Genomic DNA, 20,623 nt, shown 5'->3' on the forward strand with positions numbered 1-20,623 from the left:
GAATGGCACGCATCCCCCACGTAATCGGTGGCGAAAAGGTCGAGGCTGGCGAGCGGTACCAGGCCGTCTTCAACCCGGCAACCGGCGAGGCCCAGCACGAGCTGGGTATCGCGTCGGTGGAGACCGTTGAGCAGGCCATCGCCGCAGCACAGGCAGCGCTCCCGATGTGGCGCAAGACGAGCCTCACCAAGCGTGCGGACGTGTTCTTCAACCTGCGTCAGCTGCTCAAGCAGCGCACCCCCGAGCTCGCAGCGATCGTCACGAGCGAGCACGGCAAGGTGCTCTCGGACGCTGCCGGTGAGATCGCCCGCGGCCTCGAGAACGTGGAGTTCGCCTCCGGCCTGCTGCACCTCCTCAAGGGTGAGCGCGACGAGCAGGTCTCGACCGGCGTCGACGTGCACTCGATCAAGCAGCCCGTGGGTGTTGTTGCAGCGATCACGCCCTTCAACTTCCCCGTCATGGTTCCGCTGTGGATGATCGCCTCGGCAATTGCCTGCGGCAACACCGTGGTCCTGAAGCCCTCCGAGCGTGACCCCTCCGCCTCGGTGTTCATCGCCGACCTCTTCCGTGAGGCCGGCCTGCCCGATGGTGTGCTCAACGTGGTCCACGGCGACAAAGTTGCTGTGGACACGCTGCTCGACAGCCGCGACGTCAAGGCCATCAGCTTCGTGGGATCCACACCCATCGCCAAGTACATCTACGAGCGCGCAGCTGCGAACGGCAAGCGCGTCCAGGCGCTCGGTGGCGCAAAGAACCACATGATCGTGATGCCCGACGCGGATCTCAACATGTCGGCTGACGCGGCGGTCTCCGCGGCGTACGGCTCGGCCGGCGAGCGCTGCATGGCCGTTTCCGTCGTCGTGGCTGTGGGCGACATCGCTGACGAGCTCGTGGGCAAGATCGCCGACCGGATCAAGGACCTCAAGATCGGCGACGGCACTGATCCCGCATCCGAGATGGGCCCGCTCATCACCAAGGAAGCCAAGGAGCGCGTCGAGTCTTACGTCGCGGGTGCCGCGGCAGAGGGTGCCACAGTTGTCGTGGACGGCCGCGAGACCGAGTTCGCTGGCAACGGCTTCTTCACCGGTGTCTCGCTCGTCGACCACGTCAAGACCGACAGCAAGATGTACCTCGACGAGATCTTCGGCCCGGTCCTCGCAGTGGTCCGCGTCGATACCTACGAAGAGGGCGTCCGCATCATCAACGAACACCAGTTCGGCAACGGCACCGCCATCTTCACCCGCGACGGTGGCGTCGCGCGCCAGTTCGAGTTCGAGGTCGAGGCTGGCATGGTCGGCATCAACGTGCCGATCCCCGTGCCCGTCGGATCCTTCTCCTTCGGTGGCTGGAAGGATTCACTGTTCGGCGACGCGCACATCTACGGTCCGGAGTCGATCAACTTCTACACCCGCTCCAAGGTCGTCACCACCCGCTGGCCGAACCCGGACCAGTCCAAGGTCGATCTCGGCTTCCCGAGCAACAGCTAAGCGAGGATCCGGTCATGGCTGATTACATCGATCTGAACGGCGCCGAGCAGGCTTTCGGTGACACCGACGCGCAGCGCGAGGTCCGGGCGAACGACCGCCAGTACGTCTTCCACTCGTGGTCGGCGCAGGGTGCGATCAACCCGCTGCCCATCGCCAAGGGCGAGGGCGTCCGGTTCTGGGACTACGACGGGACCGAGTACCTCGATTTCTCCTCGCAGCTTGTGAACTTGAACCTGGGGCACCAGCACCCGGGCCTCATCAAGGCGATTCAGGAGCAGGCCGGTCGTCTTGCGACAATCCAGCCCGCGATGGCGAATGATGTGCGCGGGGAGCTCGCGAAGCGCATTGTGGAGCACTCCTTTGAGGGTGCGCGCTCGGTGTTCTTCACGAACGGCGGAGCTGACGCGGTCGAGTATGCGGTGCGCATGGCGCGCCACCACACCGGTCGGCAGAAGGTCTTGGCCCGCTACCGCTCGTACCACGGCTCGACCGGCACGGCCATCACCCTCACGGGTGAGCCGCGCCGTTGGGCCAATGGCACGCTCGATGCGGGAGTAGTTCACTTCACTGGCCCCTACCCCTACCGCTCGGCGTTCTACGCCGAGACCCCGGAGCAGGAGACGGAGCGCGCACTTGCGCACCTGCGCCAGACAATCGAGCTCGAGGGCCCCGGCACCATCGCCGCGATCATCCTCGAGTCGGTCACTGGCACGAACGGCATCCTGGTGCCGCCGCCAGGCTATCTCGCGGGCGTACGCGCGCTGTGTGACGAGTTCGGGATCATGCTGATCTGCGACGAGGTCATGGCCGGCTTCGGCCGGACCGGCCACTGGTTCGCCTACCAGGCGTTTGATGTGGCACCCGATCTGGTGACTTTCGCCAAGGGCGTCAACTCGGGCTACGTGCCGCTCGGCGGCGTCGTGATCAGCGAGGCGATCCACGCCACCTTCGAAAACCGTTCGTTCCCCGGCGGCCTGACCTACTCGGGCCACCCGCTGGCGTGCGCCGCTGGCGTCGCGACGTTCGACATCTTCGAGGAGGAGCAGATCCTGGAGCGCGTGCGCGATCTGGGCGAGCGGGTTGTGCGCCCGCGTCTCGAAGCGATCGCCGCGAAGCACGCCTCGGTCGGTGAGGTGCGCGGCACTGGTCTCTTCTGGGCGATTGAGCTTGTGAAGAACCAGGAAACGCGCGAGCCGCTGATCCCGTTCAACGCATCGGGCGAGGCCGCGGCCCCGTTCAACGCCGTTGTCGCAGCGTGCAAGGCCGCGGGTCTGTGGCCGTTTGCCGCGGGCAACCGCCTGCAGGTGGCGCCCCCGCTGATTATCTCCGAAGCGGACCTGATCGCCGGGCTCGACATCATCGACGCTGCGCTCGACGTGGCTGACGGGTACGTCACCGCGTAGTCAGTGGCAGGGTGCTCAGCGCCCCAAATCGCAGGGCCGGATCTCCGCTGGGGATCCGGCCCTGCGTGCTTGGAACTCATTTTACATAGGGTAGCTATGCAAATTGTGCTAGGCTCATCAATATGGCCCGTCAGGACAGCGATATTCCCGCTCAGGTGGATCGCTTGGCTTTGGATATCCTGGTCGCATCCGCTCGGTTCACGCGGACCCTGGGTCGTATTCCTGGGGTTCAGCACTCCACTGTTGCCTGGCGCGTTCTCGCGGAGCTGGCACGTGGCCCCGCATGGATCAGCGAGCTCGCGCTGCAGCAACGCGTCGCGCAGCCCACGATGACGGCGCTCGTGCAGCGCCTTGAAGCGGAGGGCTGGCTCGGGCGAACGCCGGATCCGGCGGACGGGCGAGCGACCCTGGTTTCCGTCACCGCAGCGGGAACCGCCGCGCTCGAGGACTATCGCCACACCGCCGCAGCCGCAGTTGACCCGCACCTCGCAGCGCTCAGCGACTGTGATCGGGCAACGCTCTCACGGGCCGCGGAGCTCCTGCAACAGCTCACCGAACGAATCGAGGATCCCTCCGGATAGGGGGTGGTATTCCGCCATCCCTTCGAATTCAGGAGACCTGTTCCGTGAACACCGCCGCGCCAGCCACTAGCCGTTCCTCGATCCTCCGCCAGCCGACTGCCGTCTGGGCGATCGCGTTCGCGTGCGCCGTGTCCTTTATGGGCATCGGCCTCGTCGACCCGATCCTGCCCGCAATCAGTCGTGAGCTGGGTGCCACCCCGAGTGAGACCATGCTGCTCTTCACGAGTTACCTGTTCATCACCGGGATCGCCATGTTCTTCACGAGCTGGGTATCCAGTCGTATTGGTGTGAAGCGCACACTCCTCGCTGGGCTCGTGCTCGTCGTCGTGTTTGCGGCGCTGGCCGGAACGTCCGGTTCAGTGGACGCGATCATTGGGTTCCGCGCCGGTTGGGGCTTGGGGAACGCGCTGTTCATCTCCACGGCTCTCGCCGCGATTGTCGGAGCTGCTTCCGGCGGCGCGCGGCAGGCCATCGTGCTCTATGAAGCGGCGCTCGGGATCGGGCTCGCGGCTGGGCCGCTCATTGGCGGGGCGCTCGGCGAAGTTTCCTGGCGTGGACCGTTCTTCGGGACCGCCGCGTTGATGGGGATCGCCCTGATCGCGATCCTCGTCCTGCTGCGCCGTCCGGTGCCTGCCGCTGGGACCGAAGCTGGCGGATCACCGGTGACCGAGCAAGTCTCCTTTCTCGCGAGTTTCCACGCTCTCCGAAACCCGGCGCTGCGCTCGCTCGCGCTCGTCGCGCTGTTTTACAACTTCGGTTTCTTCGTGCTGCTCGCTTACAGCCCCTACCCGATGGAGGCGGCTGCGCACGCAGCGGGAGCGGAATTTGGGGCGCATGAACTCGGCCTTGTGTTCTTCGGCTGGGGGTTGGCGCTCGCCATCACCTCGGTCCTTGTCGCGCCCGTGCTGACACGCCGGCTCGGTCTCCGACCGGTGCTGTTTAGCATGTTGGGTGGCTTGACTGTTTGCCTCGCGCTCCTTGGCGTGTTCGTGCACTCGCTGCCCGGCCTTGTGGCTGTCGTGATCGTCAGTGGCCTCCTTCTGGGCGTCATGAACACTGCGCTGACGGAGGCGGTCATGGAGGCAACGGATCTGCCGCGCAACGTCGCTTCCTCCACCTATTCGGGGGTCCGTTTCATGGGCGGTGCCGTGGCTCCGGCCGTTGCTGGACCGCTCGCTGAGGCACTCGGATCCGGTGCTCCATACTGGCTCGGGGCCGGATCCGTGTTCATTGCGATCGCGGTGCTCGCGCTCTCCGGGCGATATCTCATGCACGTGGGCCGCCCGCACGAGTCGGCGCAGCAAGAGGCCGCCGCTATCTCAGCGGGCGACGCCTAGGCACTACCCTGCCCGGGAAGGGTCACTGCCGTTGTGATGTCGCAGATGCTCGGCAATCTGCTGATGGAGACGATCGAACTGCGCCTCCCCGCGGGCGAAGCGCTTAGAGGACGTGACGTCCATGTGATCGACCCGCTCGCGGAGCCCGACGATCTGCTCCTTGAGGCCGCTGAATTCGCCGGTCATCCGAGCATCGAGACTCGCAATACTGTTCGTGTGCTTCAGATCTACCGCGCTGAGTTGAGCGCTGAGTCCCTCGAATCGGTCATGTACCCCGTCAAACCTCTGGTCGATACGGTCGAACTTGGCATCCGTGGCGTCGAACTTGGCGTCGAACTTGGCGTCGAACCGATCGATCTTGGCGTCGATGTCGGTGAATCTATGGTCGATACGTGTGAGCTGGGCATCGATGCGCTCGAACTTGATGTCAACCTCGGTGAACCTCTGGTCAATGCGATCGAACCTAGCATCGACCTCCCTGAATCTCTGGTCAATCTCCTTGAACCTCTGGTCAACCGCATTGAACCTCTGGTCGACCTCGGTGAACCTTTGGTCGACGCGATCGAACCTGGCGTGGATCTCCTCGAACTTTTCGGTCACGCCATCGATCCGAGCGTCGAGCCGCCGGGTCGAACTCCGCAGGTTCGCAATGACGAGCGTGCTGAACGCACCGAGTAGGGCGATGAGTGTTCCGGTTGAAGCGAGATACTCGGACAGGACCACAGACGACTCCTCATAGTGTGTGCGTGACCCCCTGTGAATATCGGTAACGATACGCGGGGCCGCTGTGCGAGGGAAGCGAATGCCTGGGATCTGTGGATAACTCGGGCCTGCGCGGGAAATCGCCGAAACTACGGGAACTGTGAGCGACGGATCTCACTCGAGGTCTGAGGGCGGGGACGACGCCGGGATCCTGCGCCGCGGGAGATGGATCTGCAGGTGATGAACCGCTCGGGGCAGTGAGGCCGAGCGGTGCTGCGAGGTTGAAGTCCGCTACACCCGCCCGCCTGTCGCGAGACGCATCAGATCTGAGTTGAGGTCGATGCCGAGTTCGGTACCGCCCGCGCTGCCGTAGGAGTGCTGGTACGCACCCCAACTCTCGCCGCGCACGGAGCCGCGGAAGTCGCTCGCGACGAGTGCCATGAGCTCCGAAGCCGCGCGCTCGATGCGGGTACCGAAGTCACTCCGGTTCCAGTCGTCCGGGTCCGCGAACAGGGCGGTCGGCACGGTGATTGTGCGGAGGTAGGCGAACAGGCCGCGCATCTGATCGTCCACGACGAGGGCGTGCCGGGCACTGCCAGCGGTTGCTGCCAGCACCACTGGGGTGCCGATGAGCAGGTCGTTGTCGAGCACCTGGAAGAACGCGGTGAAGAGCCCCGAGGCGCCCGCCTTGTACACGGGCGTGGACGCAATAATGCCGTCGGCGTCGCGCATGATGTCGCTCGCCTCCTGCAGCGCTGGTGAGACGTGTTGAGAGACGAGCGCTGTCGTCACATCCGCCGCGAGTGCGCGAAGATCCACCAGACGGGCCTGCACGGTGAGGCCCTGTGCCGCACCGAGGGCTGTGGCCTTCTCCGCGACGCGGCGGGCCAGCATCGTGGTCGTTGAGGGATCGCTCGTCCCAGCGCTCACGATCGCGAGCGACACGGTGCGGGTCTCGGGCTGGGGGAGTTCGGTCGCGTCGAGCGCGCCGTCAAACGGAGTGGTCATGTGTGCTTCCTCACGAGTGGTGGGTGATGTCTGGGGTGGGGCGCTACGCGGCGGGTCGTGGCGCGGGTGCCGGATCGTCGGCGGGGGTCGGTGCAGGATCCGTCACACCGACGAGCTTGCGGCACAGCCGTTCCAGCTCGCGCAGTTCGTCTGCCTCGAGATTGGAGCCGAGCTCCCGGGCGATGCTCTTGGCGTGTGCGCGGCCAATCTCCCGCTGCACCCGCGCTCCCTCGGGTGTGAGGGAGACCCGCACGGCGCGGCCGTCCTGCGCGTCGGCTGCGCGGGAGAGGAGGCCGCGGGTGGCGAGCCGATCCACCATGCGGGACAGCGCCGGCTGGCTCAGCAGGACGCTGTCCTGGATCTCACAGATCCGCATGGGGGCATCGTGTTTTGCGACAGTGTAGAGGACGTCATACTCCCGCACGCTGGCTTCGTCCCAGATGTTCTCCGCACCAAACGTCCCCATAAGGGTCGCGTGGGCGGTCATCAGTGCCTCCCACGCGTCGTTGGTGAGGCGGATATCGGTGCGGACTGCGGGAGTCATGGCGGATTCCTTCCGGATCGCTGGGGAATGCAGAGTGGGGGAGTGCTGCGGTTCGTGCTGCGGTTCGACCTAGAGGCCGAACGCGCTGCCCGGCTTTGCAGCGCTGTCCTGGTAGGGCGAGCCGCCGGTCACGTTGTCGCCGCGGTTTGCGTTCGGCCGGGGCTGACGGGGCTCGGCGTCGCCGTACTTGGCGCGCACCAGGCTCTCGTGGCTGGGAGACTCGGGGACCTCGGGGTCGCGTCCCGCCGCCATTTCGCGGCGAAGCACCGGGATGACCTCGGAGCCCAGCATATCGAGCTGCTCCAGCACAATCTTCAGGGGGAGCCCCGCGTGGTCCACGAGGAACATCTGGCGCTGGTAGTCGCCGAAGGTGTCTCGGAAGGTGAGGGTCTTGTCGATGATCTCCTGCGGGCTGCCCACGGTAAGGGGGGTTTGTTGCGTGAAGTCCTCGAGGCGCGGGCCGTGTCCGTAGACGGGGGCCTCGGCGAAGTACGGCCGGAACTTGTCGATCGCGTCCTGCGACTTCTTCGCGACAAACGCCTGGCCGCCGAGTCCGACGATCGCCTGCTTCTGGGTGCCGTGTCCGTGGTGTTCGAAGCGCTCACGGTAGAAACGAACGAGTCGAAGGAAGTGCTCGGACGGGGCGAAGAGGTGGTTCGCGAAGAATCCGTCACCGTAGTAGGCGGCCTGTTCGGCGATCTCTGGGGTGCGGATGGAGCCGTGCCACACGAAGGGGGGCACATCATCGAGTGGGCGGGGCGTGGACGTGAAGCCCTGCAGCGGGGTACGGAAGTTGCCCTCGTAGTCGACAACGTCCTCGCGCCACAGCCGGTGCAGCAGGTTGTAGTTCTCGAGGGCGAGCGGCAGCGCCGAGCGAATGTCCTTGCCGAACCACGGGTACACGGGCGCGGTATTGCCGCGGCCGAGCATGAGGTCCATCCGGCCCTTGGCCAGGTGCTGCAGCATCGCGTACTCCTCGGCGATGCGCACCGGGTCGTTTGTGGTGATCAGCGTGGTCGAGGTGCTGAGCTTGAGCTTCGAGGTCTGGGCTGCGATGTAGGCCAGGAACGTCGTGGGGCTCGAGGAGAAGAATGGCGGGTTGTGATGCTCGCCGATCGCGAAGACGTCGAAGCCGACCTCTTCGGCGTGCACCGCGATCTTCGCGAGGCCGTCGATGCGCTCGGCCTCACTCGGGGTGTAGTCCGCGACAGGGTCGCGTGTGACGTCGCTGACTGAGAAGATCCCGAATTCCATGGTGCTGCCTCCAAATATATGCGCTTGCATATAAATGTAACACGGCCCAGCTGAATCTATTCCCGAGAACCTGCCGCGGCTGCCAGGGCCTCGCCCATCGAGACGGAGATCCTTCGAAATAGCGCGATCTGGCGCGAAAATCTCCTTGTTTCTCCAGAATCTCCTGCGTTGTGGTGAACGCCGGGCCCCAACGACCGCCGGGGTGGGCCGAACTCTGAAAGTTCGACCCACCCCGGCGGCTAGTGGTACTGGCGGTGCTAGAGCTCGCGCCCCTTGGTCTCCGGCAGCAGGAAGATTGCGGTGGCCGCAGAAATCAGGAGCAGGATCACGCTGTACAGGGAGAACAGCCACGGCAGTTCGAGCTGCGCACCGAACCAGGTCTGCAGGTAGGGGGCCGTGCCGCCGAACAGGGCGACCGCGATGCTGTAGGGCACCGCCGTCCCGACCGTGCGGATGTGCGTGGGGAACAACTCCGCAAACACCGCGGGCAGGATCGCCATCGTCCCCGCGAGGAAGACGAGGACGCTCGCCGTCGCGACAAACAGGGTCCAGGGCTGGTCCGACATAAGTCGCTGCATCGGGAAATAGAGCGCGGCGGTGCCGAGCAGGCTGATCGCGAGCACAGGCTTGCGGCCGATCCGATCGGAGAGGCGGCCCCAGAGCGGAAGTGCCGCGATAAAGATGATGATGCCGCCGGCACCCGCCCAGAGCGCAGCTCCGGGATCCATGCCGAGTGTTGCGGTCGCGACGGCGGGGGCGGTGACGCCCCACACGTAGAAGGAAACCGTGGCGCCCAGCGTGAGGAGGATTACGAGCAGTGCTGCGCGTCGGGCGGGCATCAGTGGGGTCGGGCGCGCATCCGCGAGTGTTTGGAGCTTGCCGGTCTCGAAGGTTTCGGTCTCGTGCATGCCAATCCGCATGACGAGCACAAACAGGCCGAACGCGGCGGCGACAAAGAACGGGATCCGCCAGCCCCACTCCTGCATGGCCTCCACGCTCATTGCGCCGGTGAGCACCGCGCCGAACAGCGTGGCGCAGAGGATACCCGTGGTGCCAGAGATGTAGATCAGCGAGGACCAGAGCCCACGTTTGTTCGGGGCGGCGATCTCGGAGAGGTAGGTCTGGGCGGCGGGCATTTCGCCGCCGTGGGCCAGCCCTTGAACCAATCGGGCGATGAGCAGCAGCACCGCGGCCCAGGCCCCGATTGCCGCGTGGGTGGGGGTGAGGCCGATCAGGAGGCTGCCCGCCGAGGCCGCGGTCACGGCGAGAATGAGCGAGGCCTTGCGGCCGCGGCGGTCCGCGATCAGGCCAAATAGCAGCCCGCCGAGCGGACGCGCGAGGAACCCGACAGCGAAGATCGCGAACGTCTGCAACAGGGACGATACGGGGTTGTCCGCGTTGAACAGCTGCATTGCGATGAATGGGGCGAACGTGGCATAGATCTGCCAGTCAAACCATTCGAGGGCGTTGCCAAAGCTTGTCGCGAAGACAGTGCGCGCCTGAGACTTGGGGGCGGCCTTCCGGGCGGGAGGGGCGGAGGTGGTGGAGCTCATGCGTTCCTTCATTGGAGTGATGCGTGATGGGGGTGTGGGGATGATGTGGGACCCGGGCAGCGTTAGCGGCTGCCATCGGCGCTGTCCGCGTGCAACAGCGCGAGCCGGGTGAGCGCAAACTCGGTATGGAAGCGGGCGCCGTCGCTGAGTACGGCGTCGTCGTAGGCCGCGTGCGGGGAGTGGTTGTACTCGCTGCCCGCGGCGGGGGTCGCGTCAATGAAGGCGAAGACCCCGGGGACACGCTCGAGGATCTCGGCAAAGTCCTCGGAGGCGGTCTTCGGATCCTGCATCTCCTCAACCTGGTCCTCGCCAAACAGTGACTGTGCGAGTTCGAGTGCGATTGCCGCCTCCGACGCGGTATTCACGACGGGCGGGAACTCGGAACGGAATTCAACCTCGGCCCGCTGGCCGTGCGCCTCTGCGATGCCGCGGGCGAGCGCGGGGAGCGCCTCCGAGGCGAGCGCGTGGCTGGCGTGCGAGAAGCCGCGCACTGTCGCCGAGAGCTGCGCGGTGTCGGGGATGATGTTGCTCGCGGTTCCCGCTGACATCTGCCCGACCGTGACGACAACAGGATCGAGGGCGCTGAATCGGCGCGTGGTGGCTGCATGCAGTGCAAGGATCGTCTCGGCGGCGGTGGGGACCGGGTCGCTCGCGAGATGCGGGGCGGATCCGTGCCCGCCTTGGCCTACGATCTCGACGTTGAGGGTCGCAGCGAACGCCATTGCGGTGCCGGATCGAATGCCGATTCGGGCGGGGCGTAGGTCGCCGGTGAAGACGTGCACGCCGAACGCGGAGCTGACGCGCGGGCCTGCCGCATCGAGCACGCCCTCCTCGATCATGATCATGGCCCCACCCCAGCCCTCCTCGCCGGGCTGGAACATGAAGACAACGTCGCCGAGGAGTTCGGCGCGGCGTGCACAGAGTTCGCGTGCAGCGCCGACGAGCATTGCCATGTGCAGGTCGTGGCCGCAGGCATGCATGGCCCCCGCGCGCTCTGAGTGGTAGTCGGAGACCACGGCCTCGGTCACGGGGAGGCCGTCCATGTCGCTGCGGAGGAGCACCGCTGGGGCATCGTCCCTCCGATCCGGGTGTGTGCCGCGCAGCACCGCGGTGATCGAGGTGCACCCGCGCCCCAGAGTGAGTTCGAGTGGCAACCCGTTGAGTTCGTTCAGGAGTTTCCGCTGTGTGTCGGGAAGGTTGAGCCCGACCTCGGGGGCAGTGTGCAGTTCCCGCCGCAGGCGGACTAGCGCGGCTTGCGCGGCGTCATCGATGGCCATGTGTGCTCCGTTGCTCTCACGTCGGTTCGACGGTCAAAGACGCAGATGCGTCGGCCCAAGTCTGCAATATCGAACCTTGCATTCGACAGAAATACAGGATTCAATCACATCATGCGATCAATCTCAGGAAGCGATCACCTATACGAGCCCTCGATCCTTGACGACGAAGATGTGCAGCTCGTGCACGCGCTCCAGATTGCTCCCCGCGCATCCTGGACCAGCCTCGCTCCCATCCTGGGCGTGCACAGCACCACGCTCGCGGCACGGTGGAAGCGACTGTCAGACTCCGGGATCGCGTGGGTTGCGGCCCACTCCGTCAACACTCGGCTGTGCCCGGTCACGGCGTTCATTGAGGTGATGTGTGAGCTCACTCGACGCGACGAGGTGATTCGGGCGCTCACCGCGATCCCTGACGTGGTTTCGCTCGACATCTCGGCCCGACACCGGGATCTGCTCCTGGTGATTTCGGTGCCCACGATCGCGCACCTCTCTGAGCGCACCTTGCCACTCATTGCGGCGGTCGCCGGAGTGGAGCACATCGAGACTTCGATCTGTACTCGGATGCACGTCGCCGGCGACAGCTGGTCTGTGCAGTCCCTCGGTCCGGCACAGGCCCGACTTGTGTCGCAGCTGGCCGCGCGGACGCGTCCGCGAGCGCATGGCTCGGCACCGCGGGTGAGTACCGAGGTCCTGAACGCGCTTGCGATCGACGGGCGGCTCTCTGCCTCTGAGATCGCCCGCCGCCTCGAATTGAGCGAAGCGACGGTGCGACGGCAGATCCGTGCCGCGATCGATCACGGCCTTGTGAACCTGCGCTGCGAACTCGCGCAGGATGTGAGCGGTACCCCCATTACGGCCCAGTGGTTTGCAACAGTCCCGGCGAGTGAGCACGAGGCGCTCGCGCGGCGCGTGGCTCAGATCCCGGGCGTCCGCCTGTGCGCCTCGACCACGGGGCGCACGAATATCCTGCTGACGTTTTGGCTGCGATCGATCTCGGACGTGCCCAGGATCGAGGCGCTCCTCGCGGAGGCCGTCCCAGCGATTGTGTTCCGAGAGAGCGCGATTGCGCTGCGCATCGTCAAGCGCGTCGGCTGGCAGCTCGGCGACGGGGGGCGCGCTACGGGGGAGGTCGTCCCGCCGCCCTGGGATGGAACGGCCCCGCGGTGAGGGGCGAACCGGCGTGCTCGGCCCACAACGCACCGGTGGCGGTGGATCCCTGCGCAGGGATCCACCGCCACCGGTGCGTGAGCGAGGTTACTCTGAGAGCAGCGCCTGGATGCGACGCACGCCCTCGAGGATCGCGTCGTCTCCCAGCGCGTAGCTGAAGCGCAGGTAGCCGGAGGGGCCGAATGCCTCGCCGGGTACCGCGGCGACCTCGGCGTGCTCGAGGATCAGATCAGCGAGCTCGAGTGAAGTTGCCGGGGTGACGCCGCGCACCGGCTTGCCGAGCGCTGCGGACACGTCGACGTAGGCGTAGAACGCGCCCTCCGGCGTGGGGCAGTTGAACCCGGGAACCTTGTTGAGCTCCTCGACAATCAGCTTGCGCCGGCGGTCGAATGCGAGCCGCATCTCCTCGATCGGCTCCTGCGGTCCGGTCAGAGCCGCGATCGCTGCGCGCTGCGCGATGTTGTTGATGTTCGAGGTCATGTGCGACTGCAGGTTCGAGGCACCCTTGATGATGTCGGCGGGGCCGATCATCCAGCCGAGTCGCCAGCCCGTCATCGCGTAAGTCTTGGCGACACCGTTGACGAGGATCGTGCGGTCCTGCAGTGCGGGGGTTGCCTCGGCGATCGAGATCGCGCGGACCCCGTCATACGTGAGGTTCTGGTAGATCTCGTCCGCGACGACCCAGAGGCCGTGTGCCTCGGCCCAGTCGCCGATCGCCTTCGTTTCCTCGGGGGAATACACGGCACCGGTGGGGTTCGACGGCGACACGAAGAGCAGCACCTTGGTGCGCTCCGTGCGGGCGGCCTCGAGCTGCTCAACGGTGACCTTGTAGCCCTGATCCGAGCCGGCAAATACCTCAACAGGCACACCACCGGCGAGCTGCACTGCCTCCGGGTAGGTGGTCCAGAACGGGGCGGGAAGGATGACCTCGTCGCCCGGATCCAGCAGCGCCTGGAACGACTGGTAGACGGCCTGCTTGCCGCCATTCGTCACGATGACCTGAGACGGATCAATGGCCCAGCCCGAATCGCGAGCGGTCTTCTCCGCGATCGCACGCTTCAGTTCAGGAAGCCCTGCGGCGGCGGTGTACCGGAAGTTCTTGGGATCGTCGAGGGCGACGCGCGCCGCATCCACGATGTGAGCGGGGGTCGCGAAATCAGGCTCGCCCGCGGCGAAACTGATCACTGGGCGGCCCTCCGCCTGGAGCGCCTTCGCCTTGGCATCAACCTTGAGCGTGGCGGACTCCGCGATAGCGGCAATCTTTTTTGACAGACGAGAGATGTTGGTCACGAAGGCAAGTCTAGGCGGTGAGAGTGCCCCGCGGCGAATACATTCTCCGGGTGCTCCCGGCACCCAAATTGCGGTCCAGGACCGGGTGGGTAAATCGGGGGTGAAGCAAGGTTCATGGTGTGGTCACGCGCCCGTGTTCCGGCCGTCACGCTGTCTTGACAACTTGGATCGGGTGCCCGGATTTTCGGGTCCCTGCTGAGGAGGAACACGCATGTCGAAACGGAAGATCGCCGCGCTTGCGCTGAGCGGTGTCGCGCTCCTGGGGGCGCAAGCTGTATTCCCCAGTGCGGCCCCGGCCGCCGCTGTGGCCGAAACTGGGCAGGGCGTCCCCGCGGCTCCCGAGATCAGTCTGCTGAGCGGGCGTTACATCGGTCCGCAAACCGTCACACTCACCGCTGCTGCGGGCACCGAAATCAGATACACCCTCGATGGGACCCATCCCACGCGTCACAGCGCGCTGTATTCGGCACCCCTCTCGATCGACGCCAGCGCCAACGTCAGCGCGGTCGCGTTCACGGATCGGACGGCAAGCGTGCCCGCGATCAGTGGGATCCTGATCAAGACCGCCGAGGAGCCGCTTGCGCAGTTCGCGGTCATGAGCGACATCCATCTCTCCACGGGCGACGAGGTGCAGCAGCGCAAATGGGCGGGGTACTTTGACACGCTGCAGCGGATCGCCCCGAGCCCGGACGCGCTGATTTCAAACGGTGATCAGATCAACGACAACTCCTTCAACAGTGCGGCCGATCACCGGTTCCCTCGCGCGATGCTGGAGCAGAACCTCGCGCGGACCGGAATGTCCGACACGCAGGTCATGATGACGTTCGGCAATCACGACGACTACGTCACCCGCATGGCGGAGCAGTACCCCGAGGAATGGTTCCCGGGGACCACGGGCTACTACGAGAGCGCCATTGGAGAGTTTCCGGCGTTTGTCGTTAACACGGAGTCGTGGAGCGCGACGCAAGCGGCGTGGCTGTACGGTCGCCTCTCCGAGATAGCGCAGGATCCCGCGACCCAGCACCTCCCGATCTTTGTGTTTGGGCACCGCCCGATACCTGCGACAGTGTGGGACGGGGCGCAGGCCTCGAACGGCGGCCTGAAGTCCAACCTCTCCGACTTCCCGCAAGTGATGTACTTCTCCGGACACTCGCATCTCAACATCACTGATGAGCGCTCGATTCATCAGGAAGACTTCACCTCGGTCAACGAGGGCTCGATGTCCTACGGCGAGAACGACGGGAAGTTTCAGATATTCGGAGCGGGTCTCGCACGCGATGCGACGATTCCGACCGCGCAATCAGTGGTGGTGGACGTGTACGCGGATCGCGTCGAGATCGACCGCATCAACTACGCGGCGCAGCCTGGTCGCACCTACGACGACGCGGGCAACTGGACGTTCCAGGCCGATCCGCCGTTTGCGTCAACGGGGTCGCTCGCCGGCCCGAGCTGGGTGGTTGCTCGCGGCGCGACCCCCGCGGAGGTGCGGGCCAAGTTCACGTACACGAGCGCGAACCGCAACACCTCGGCACCCGCCTGGGGCGAGGGCCAGCCGACGGTGCGTCAGACGGAGTCTGGCCCTGTACTGCGGCTGCCGCAGGCTGCGGACGACCAGTTCGCGGCGGAGTACACGCTCAGCGTGCGAGACGTCGCGACGGACGAGATCACCGACCTTGTGCCCGTGAACGGGCGCATCTACTCGGACTACGTCGTCGCTCCGAAACCTGCCGTCCTCGATATCCCGCTGGCAGTCAGAGCCGGCAACAAGGTCGGGCAACCAGTGGACCGCACGCTGACAATCGGGCGCGAGTATGAAGCGACGCTTGTTGCGTTCGATTCGTACCAGAATCGGAGTGAGCCGCGAGCGTTCCGGTTCGTGGCCGGCGCGATCGACCGAACTCCGCTCGATGCCGCGGTCGCCGAGGCCGAATCCGTGATTGCTCAGACGTCCCGGGTGTTGGGGATCCTCACGCCCGCGGAGGCTGCCGACTACGAGCTGGCGATTGCCGATGTGCCAACGGCTGAGGCCGCGTTGGCCGCGCTCACCGAGTTGCTGCCCGAGGCACCCGCAACGCAGGATGCCGCTGACGCCCTGAGCTTTGCGGTGGCCGACGCAACCGCCGCGGTCCAGACGATGCTTGTGGCGGTGGATCGCGTACCGCTCGGCGCGGCGATCCATGCCGCGGAAACGGCGCTTGACGCAGCACCGAAATCCGGAGCTCGTTCGGGTGCGGCGCCGGCCGGCGTGGCCGCGGCCGAGCGGGAATTCCGGGCGCAGCTCGCCTCCGCGATAGACCTGCAGGGAACGCTGAACGTGGCGCAGCCCAAGCTTGACGCAGCGGCCGCGGCGCTCACCGAGGCGCAGGCTGCATGGGCGAAGGCGGTTGCGGAACAGCCCGGTGGGGAAACCCCCGGTGGTGAGACGCCGGGTGGAGAGAAGCCTGGTGGGAAGCAGCCGGGGACGGAACAGCCGGGGAAGGTGCCCGGAGAGGGTACTCAGACGGCCGGTGAAGGGTCGGCTGGGGCCGGCAAGCTCGCTCGGACGGGTGACGCGGGGAACGTGGGGACGGCGCTCGTGTGCGCTGCGGGACTGGCCGCTGCGGGAACGCTGCTCCTGGGGGTGCGGCGGGCGCAACGGCGTCAGTAAGCGTGCCGGGGTGTCGCTGGCGAGCGTTCGCGACACCCCGGTCACCCTCACGCCCGGTTCGACAAACCCGCCCGGGATCCCGTACAGTAGCGTGAGGTAGTTGACTTCTGCCAAAATTTCCTATGCCTGAAGGTTCGTCCTCAGGTAGGAACACGCAGAGTGAATTTCCATAGGGCGGTGGCTCAATTGGTAGAGCAGCGGTCTCCAAAACCGCAGGTTGCAGGTTCGAGTCCTGTCCGCCCTGCCACACCTGTCCGGCGCTTCGGCGCCGGACAGGTCTATTGAAAGGAACGGCGTAGTGAGCAGCAGCGAAGTTGAGGAGAGCGGCGACCTCGTCGATCGCGCCAAGGCCGATCGCGCTGCAAAGCGCAACTGGTTCAGCCGGATCATCCTGTTTATCCAGCAGGTTGTCGCCGAGCTCAAGAAGGTTGTCACGCCGACCCGCAAAGAACTCATCAACTACACCCTCGTGGTCATCGCGTTTGTCGTGATCATGATGGCGCTCGTGTGGGCGCTCGATCAGGTGTTCGGGTTCATTACCGTCTTTATCTTCGGGACGCCTCTCAGCTAGTCGCCATCCCGCGACAGCCCACGGCCCCGCATTCCCCAGTACAGAAAGCATGAGCAGATGACGAGCGAGACGAGCAACACCCCCGAGGCTGACCTCGACGCGGCACTCGACGCGCTGGCGCACACGGTTGACCCCGACGCTGATGCCGCCGTCGAGGACGCGCTTGACATCGATTCCGCGGACGAGGCCGAGGCTGCCGCCAACGCGATCGTTGACGAGGAGACCGAAGAAGAAGCGGCCGAGGCCGTCGAGGGTGAAACCGCTGAGGATCCCTACAAGGCCTTCAAGAAGGACCTGCGCCGCCGCCCGGGCAAGTGGTTTGTGATCCACACCTATGCCGGGTACGAGCGCAAGGTGAAGTCGAACCTGTGGAACCGTCGCGAGACGATGGGCGCGGTCGACGACATCTACGAGATTCAAGTCCCCATGGAAGAGGTCATGGAGGTCAAGAACGGCCAGCGCAAGATGGTGACGCGCGTGCGCATCCCCGGCTACGTGCTCGTTCGTATGAACCTGACCGAGACGACCTGGTCAGTGGTGCGCCACACGCCTGGCGTGACCGGCTTCGTGGGCAACGCTCACAACCCCGTGCCGCTGCGTATCAACGAGGCCTTCGAAATGCTGAAGAGCACCGTTGAGCTCGAGCCGGCCGCGACCGCCAAGGGCAAGGCTGCCGCAACGGCCGCTGCGCAGGGCAACGTCGAGATCGACTTCGAGGTCGGCGAGACGATCACGATCAAGTCGGGATCCTTCGAGGGCCTCCCGGGCACGATCAGCGAGATCAACCCGGCCGCGGGCAAGCTCACGGTTCTCGTGTCGCTCTTCGAGCGCGAGACTCCGGTTGAGCTTGGCTTCGATCAGGTCACCAAGATGGTCTAACTGCCGATCTGGCAGGATTGAGAAAGGGCCCCGCGCAGCGCGCGGGGCCCTTTCTCTGTGTGTGCCCGGCCTCGGCATGCCCGTCCAAACTGAGCGAAATTATCTGGAGCTACGCGTATTTCGCCAAAAACGGCTCGGGCGCGCGAATTTGCCTCGGTCGCGGTTCGTGGTCCGAGTGGGCGGCGGTAGTTGGCGGTGGCAGAACGTCGCGGTGGTGGCAGCGTGCCCGGTGTGAGCTCGAAGAGCAAGCTTCGCGGCTCTCGCGTGCAGGATCGCCGAATCTGCGGTAAGCTGCTGTGGTTGTGCGTTCGCGCGCAACGCGACCGCGTCCGGATCGGCCGGAACTGCGGGAGAGCGGGGAAACTCGCTCGAAGGAAAGGAAACAATCATGGCTAAAGCCAAGAAGGTTACCGGTCTGATCAAGCTTCAGATCGCTGCCGGCGCCGCCAACCCGGCACCCCCCGTGGGTCCCGCTCTGGGTCAGCACGGCGTCAACATCATGGAATTCTGCAAGGCGTACAACGCTGCGACGGAGTCCCAGCGCGGCAACGTGGTCCCCGTTGAGATCACCGTGTACGAGGATCGCTCGTTCACCTTCGTGCTGAAGACCCCGCCGGCCGCTGAGCTCCTCAAGAAGGCCGCTGGCGTTCAGAAGGGTTCCGGCACGCCGCACACCGTCAAGGTTGCAAAGGTTACGGCCGAGCAGGTTCGCCAGATCGCCGAGCAGAAGCAGGCTGACCTGAACGCGAACGACATCGACGCTGCGTCGAAGATCATCGCGGGCACCGCTCGCTCCATGGGCATCACGGTCGAGTAAGGGTACGAACATGGCACAGAAGTCGAAGGCGTACCGCGCCGCTGTCGAGAAGATTCAGGCAGACAAGTTCTACACTCCCGCCGAGGCAGTCGCCCTGGCGAAGGAGACCGGTTCCACCAAGACCGACTCGACCGTTGAGGTCGCCGTCAAGCTTGGCGTGGATCCCCGCAAGGCAGACCAGATGGTGCGCGGCACCGTCAGCCTGCCCCACGGCACGGGCAAGACCGCCCGCGTCATCGTGTTCGCAGTGGGCCCCGCAGCCGAAGCAGCAATCGCTGCTGGCGCTGACGAGGTTGGCGGCGACGAGCTGATCGAGAAGGTTGCCGCAGGCTACACCGACTTCGATTCGGCTGTTTCGACCCCCGAGCTCATGGGCAAGGTTGGCCGTCTCGGTAAGGTGCTGGGCCCGCGTGGTCTGATGCCGAACCCGAAGACCGGTACCGTCACCCCGGACCCGGCCAAGGCCGTGACCGACATCAAGGGCGGCAAGATCGAGTTCCGCGTCGACAAGCACGCCAACGTGCACTTCATCGTCGGCAAGGCCTCCTTCACGGCTGACCAGCTCACCGACAACATCACGTCGGTGCTCGACGAGATCTCGCGTCTGAAGCCGTCCTCGGCAAAGGGCAAGTACGTGCAGAAGGGCGCCGTTTCGACGACCTTCGGCCCGGGCATCCCGCTCGACGTTTCGGGTCTCTAAGCATCCGCAACCTGGTGAGGCCGCTCGCGGCGTCACCGTCTCTGATCCCCCGGTTCTTTACGGAACCGGGGGATCAGTGCATTCCCGGCCGCGCCGCCGGATCCGCCGGGCCACCTCGCGACACGCACTGAGGTGCTTCACGGATCGGACCTCCTAGTATGGGGGTATGCGCCCGGAAATTCCTCCCTCACCCGCACGCGGAGCCGCGGAGTAATCGTGGGTGGCCAGCGCGTCGTGGACCAGCCGAGTATTCCGGGGCTGAGCTACGTGCGTCCGCTCGGATCTGGCGGTTTTGCTCAGGTGCACCTGTATGAGCAGGACTTGCCACGTCGCTCTGTTGCGGTGAAGGTGATCGATTCGGCCCCGCAGGGCCGGGATACGTTCGAGCGCGAAGCGGACGCGATGGCGGCGCTGAGTGGGCACCCCTCGATTGTGTCGATCTATCAGGCCGGCATCGCGCTCTCGGGAAGACCGTACCTCGTGATGGAGTATTGCCCTGCATCGATGGGTGCACTCACGAAGGGGCGGCCCGCGAAGCTGTCCGAGGTGCTCGACGCCGGGGTGCGGCTTGCCGGTGCCCTGGAGACCGCGCACCGCGCGGGTGTGCTGCACCGCGACATCAAGCCGTCAAACGTATTGCTCACCACGCTGGGACGACCCGCCCTTTCGGACTTCGGGATCGCACGCCCACTTCACGATTCTGAGGTGCCCTCCGAAGAGGTGGCAATGTCGGTGCCGTGGTCCGCGCCCGAAGTGGTGCGTCTGACGAGTTCGGGCACGGTCGCGAGCGAGGTGTGGTCGCTGGCCGCAACGCTCTACACCTTCGCGGCGGGTCGCTCGCCATTCGAGGAGTCCTCCCGCGAGCGGAACACGCGTGCGAAGCTGATCGCGCGGATCGGAAAGGCCACGATCCTCCCGATTCCCGGTGCGAGCGGGTACGGGCCGTTTGACGCGGTGCTCGCGCGGGCGATGCGCCGGGCCCCCACCGAGCGCTACGCGTCGATGGGTGATTTCGGTCGCGCGCTGCAGGAGCTTCAGCGCGGCTATGGGTTCGACGTGACACCGCTCGAGATCGTCGCGGACGCCTGGGTGCCTGCGTCTGCACCGGTGTCCGACCCGGACGAGGCCGCAGCTTCCGGCCCCCGCGGGCCGGTCGTCTCCGAGCTTCCCGGGCGTCGCACAAGGGCCCAAGCGCGGGCGGAACGCGATGCTGCCCGAACCTCGTCGGCACGGCAATCGGACGGGACCCGGGGTGGGCATCAGGTCGAGACGGATGCGGACGGGGTTGCCAAAGACCGCCCTGTTTCGGCTGTTCGCGCCGGATTGATCGGCGCGGGGATCGCGCTTGCAGCTGTCACGGCCGCCGTCGGCGTGGTTTGGGCGGTCACCGGAGGGTTCGGCTGATG

General features: G+C 65.7%; 18 protein-coding genes and 1 tRNA gene. 12 read left to right on the forward strand and 7 right to left on the reverse strand.

Annotated elements, in window-relative coordinates:
- The first annotated feature begins 2 nt into the window (after positions 1-2).
- From FM113_RS06230 to FM113_RS06245, 4 genes are all read left to right on the forward strand, one after another.
- Positions 3-1,487 carry a CoA-acylating methylmalonate-semialdehyde dehydrogenase gene (locus tag FM113_RS06230; protein ID WP_087012597.1) on the forward strand — a complete coding sequence of 495 codons (1,485 nt, stop codon included), beginning with the start codon at positions 3-5 and terminating at the stop codon, positions 1,485-1,487.
- 14 nt (positions 1,488-1,501) lie between these two features.
- Positions 1,502-2,890: an aspartate aminotransferase family protein gene (locus FM113_RS06235; RefSeq protein ID WP_087012598.1), complete on the forward strand. Its 1,389-nt coding sequence runs from the start codon at positions 1,502-1,504 to the stop codon at positions 2,888-2,890.
- Positions 2,891-3,012: 122 nt separating this feature from the next.
- A complete protein-coding gene (locus tag FM113_RS06240; protein WP_087012600.1) occupies positions 3,013-3,471 on the forward strand; it encodes a MarR family winged helix-turn-helix transcriptional regulator in 459 nt (152 codons plus the stop codon).
- A gap of 44 nt (positions 3,472-3,515) precedes the next feature.
- Positions 3,516-4,808 carry an MFS transporter gene (locus FM113_RS06245; protein ID WP_087012602.1) on the forward strand — a complete coding sequence of 431 codons (1,293 nt, stop codon included), beginning with the start codon at positions 3,516-3,518 and terminating at the stop codon, positions 4,806-4,808.
- 3 nt (positions 4,809-4,811) lie between these two features.
- On the opposite strand, the gene FM113_RS06250 is transcribed toward FM113_RS06245, so the two are convergent.
- The 6 genes from FM113_RS06250 to FM113_RS06275 all read right to left on the reverse strand — a co-directional run bounded on the left by FM113_RS06250 (position 4,812) and on the right by FM113_RS06275 (position 11,146).
- Positions 4,812-5,531, reverse strand: coding sequence for a hypothetical protein (locus FM113_RS06250; protein ID WP_087012606.1), 720 nt, complete (start codon positions 5,529-5,531; stop codon positions 4,812-4,814).
- A 270-nt stretch (positions 5,532-5,801) separates the two neighbouring features.
- Positions 5,802-6,518, reverse strand: a complete 717-nt coding sequence (locus tag FM113_RS06255; protein WP_087012608.1) for a CE1759 family FMN reductase — start codon at positions 6,516-6,518, stop codon at positions 5,802-5,804.
- A gap of 43 nt (positions 6,519-6,561) precedes the next feature.
- Positions 6,562-7,062 (reverse strand): MarR family winged helix-turn-helix transcriptional regulator, encoded by a 501-nt coding sequence (locus FM113_RS06260; protein WP_087012610.1) that lies wholly within the window; start codon positions 7,060-7,062, stop codon positions 6,562-6,564.
- A gap of 69 nt (positions 7,063-7,131) precedes the next feature.
- Positions 7,132-8,316, reverse strand: coding sequence for a CE1758 family FMN-dependent luciferase-like monooxygenase (locus tag FM113_RS06265; RefSeq protein ID WP_087012612.1), 1,185 nt, complete (start codon positions 8,314-8,316; stop codon positions 7,132-7,134).
- 257 nt (positions 8,317-8,573) lie between these two features.
- Positions 8,574-9,869, reverse strand: coding sequence for an MFS transporter (locus tag FM113_RS06270; RefSeq protein WP_087012614.1), 1,296 nt, complete (start codon positions 9,867-9,869; stop codon positions 8,574-8,576).
- 62 nt (positions 9,870-9,931) lie between these two features.
- Entirely contained in the window at positions 9,932-11,146 is a 1,215-nt protein-coding gene (locus FM113_RS06275) for a M20 family metallopeptidase (RefSeq protein WP_087012617.1), read from the reverse strand.
- A 111-nt stretch (positions 11,147-11,257) separates the two neighbouring features.
- Between FM113_RS06275 and FM113_RS06280 the strand changes: the two genes are divergently transcribed.
- Positions 11,258-12,313 (forward strand): Lrp/AsnC family transcriptional regulator, encoded by a 1,056-nt coding sequence (locus FM113_RS06280; RefSeq protein ID WP_176387095.1) that lies wholly within the window; start codon positions 11,258-11,260, stop codon positions 12,311-12,313.
- Positions 12,314-12,400: 87 nt separating this feature from the next.
- On the opposite strand, the gene FM113_RS06285 is transcribed toward FM113_RS06280, so the two are convergent.
- On the reverse strand, positions 12,401-13,603 hold the full coding sequence (locus FM113_RS06285; RefSeq protein ID WP_087012621.1) for a pyridoxal phosphate-dependent aminotransferase: 1,203 nt from the start codon (positions 13,601-13,603) through the stop codon (positions 12,401-12,403).
- A gap of 211 nt (positions 13,604-13,814) precedes the next feature.
- On the opposite strand from FM113_RS06285, the gene FM113_RS06290 reads away from it, so the two are divergent.
- The 7 genes from FM113_RS06290 to FM113_RS06320 all read left to right on the forward strand — a co-directional run bounded on the left by FM113_RS06290 (position 13,815) and on the right by FM113_RS06320 (position 20,621).
- Positions 13,815-16,250, forward strand: coding sequence for a chitobiase/beta-hexosaminidase C-terminal domain-containing protein (locus FM113_RS06290; protein ID WP_087012623.1), 2,436 nt, complete (start codon positions 13,815-13,817; stop codon positions 16,248-16,250).
- Between the two features lie 171 nt (positions 16,251-16,421).
- A tRNA-Trp gene (locus FM113_RS06295) sits at positions 16,422-16,497 on the forward strand.
- A 51-nt stretch (positions 16,498-16,548) separates the two neighbouring features.
- Positions 16,549-16,821: a preprotein translocase subunit SecE gene (gene secE, locus FM113_RS06300; protein ID WP_087012625.1), complete on the forward strand. Its 273-nt coding sequence runs from the start codon at positions 16,549-16,551 to the stop codon at positions 16,819-16,821.
- A 57-nt stretch (positions 16,822-16,878) separates the two neighbouring features.
- Positions 16,879-17,700 (forward strand): transcription termination/antitermination protein NusG, encoded by an 822-nt coding sequence (gene nusG, locus FM113_RS06305; RefSeq protein WP_087012627.1) that lies wholly within the window; start codon positions 16,879-16,881, stop codon positions 17,698-17,700.
- 388 nt (positions 17,701-18,088) lie between these two features.
- Positions 18,089-18,517, forward strand: a complete 429-nt coding sequence (rplK, locus tag FM113_RS06310; RefSeq protein ID WP_087012629.1) for a 50S ribosomal protein L11 — start codon at positions 18,089-18,091, stop codon at positions 18,515-18,517.
- 10 nt (positions 18,518-18,527) lie between these two features.
- A complete protein-coding gene (rplA, locus tag FM113_RS06315; RefSeq protein ID WP_087012631.1) occupies positions 18,528-19,217 on the forward strand; it encodes a 50S ribosomal protein L1 in 690 nt (229 codons plus the stop codon).
- Positions 19,218-19,433: 216 nt separating this feature from the next.
- Positions 19,434-20,621, forward strand: coding sequence for a serine/threonine-protein kinase (locus FM113_RS06320; protein WP_254908900.1), 1,188 nt, complete (start codon positions 19,434-19,436; stop codon positions 20,619-20,621).
- Positions 20,622-20,623: the final 2 nt, after the last annotated feature.

The organism is Leucobacter sp. 7(1) (assembly GCF_900163635.1).
Taxonomy (GTDB): Bacteria; Actinomycetota; Actinomycetes; order Actinomycetales; family Microbacteriaceae; genus Leucobacter.

What these genes read in the sequence shown, in the direction of transcription:
- FM113_RS06230 (WP_087012597.1), top strand. Translation starts at nt 3, where the DNA reads ATGGCACGCATCCCCCACGTAATCGGTGGCGAAAAGGTCGAGGCTGGC.
- FM113_RS06260 (WP_087012610.1), bottom strand. Translation starts at nt 7,062, where the DNA reads ATGACTCCCGCAGTCCGCACCGATATCCGCCTCACCAACGACGCGTGG.
- FM113_RS06265 (WP_087012612.1), bottom strand. Translation starts at nt 8,316, where the DNA reads ATGGAATTCGGGATCTTCTCAGTCAGCGACGTCACACGCGACCCTGTC.
- FM113_RS06275 (WP_087012617.1), bottom strand. Translation starts at nt 11,146, where the DNA reads ATGGCCATCGATGACGCCGCGCAAGCCGCGCTAGTCCGCCTGCGGCGG.
- FM113_RS06270 (WP_087012614.1), bottom strand. Translation starts at nt 9,869, where the DNA reads ATGAGCTCCACCACCTCCGCCCCTCCCGCCCGGAAGGCCGCCCCCAAG.
- FM113_RS06240 (WP_087012600.1), top strand. Translation starts at nt 3,013, where the DNA reads ATGGCCCGTCAGGACAGCGATATTCCCGCTCAGGTGGATCGCTTGGCT.
- FM113_RS06255 (WP_087012608.1), bottom strand. Translation starts at nt 6,518, where the DNA reads ATGACCACTCCGTTTGACGGCGCGCTCGACGCGACCGAACTCCCCCAG.
- rplK (WP_087012629.1), top strand. Translation starts at nt 18,089, where the DNA reads ATGGCTAAAGCCAAGAAGGTTACCGGTCTGATCAAGCTTCAGATCGCT.
- FM113_RS06290 (WP_087012623.1), top strand. Translation starts at nt 13,815, where the DNA reads ATGTCGAAACGGAAGATCGCCGCGCTTGCGCTGAGCGGTGTCGCGCTC.
- FM113_RS06235 (WP_087012598.1), top strand. Translation starts at nt 1,502, where the DNA reads ATGGCTGATTACATCGATCTGAACGGCGCCGAGCAGGCTTTCGGTGAC.
- nusG (WP_087012627.1), top strand. Translation starts at nt 16,879, where the DNA reads ATGACGAGCGAGACGAGCAACACCCCCGAGGCTGACCTCGACGCGGCA.
- rplA (WP_087012631.1), top strand. Translation starts at nt 18,528, where the DNA reads ATGGCACAGAAGTCGAAGGCGTACCGCGCCGCTGTCGAGAAGATTCAG.
- FM113_RS06280 (WP_176387095.1), top strand. Translation starts at nt 11,258, where the DNA reads ATGCGATCAATCTCAGGAAGCGATCACCTATACGAGCCCTCGATCCTT.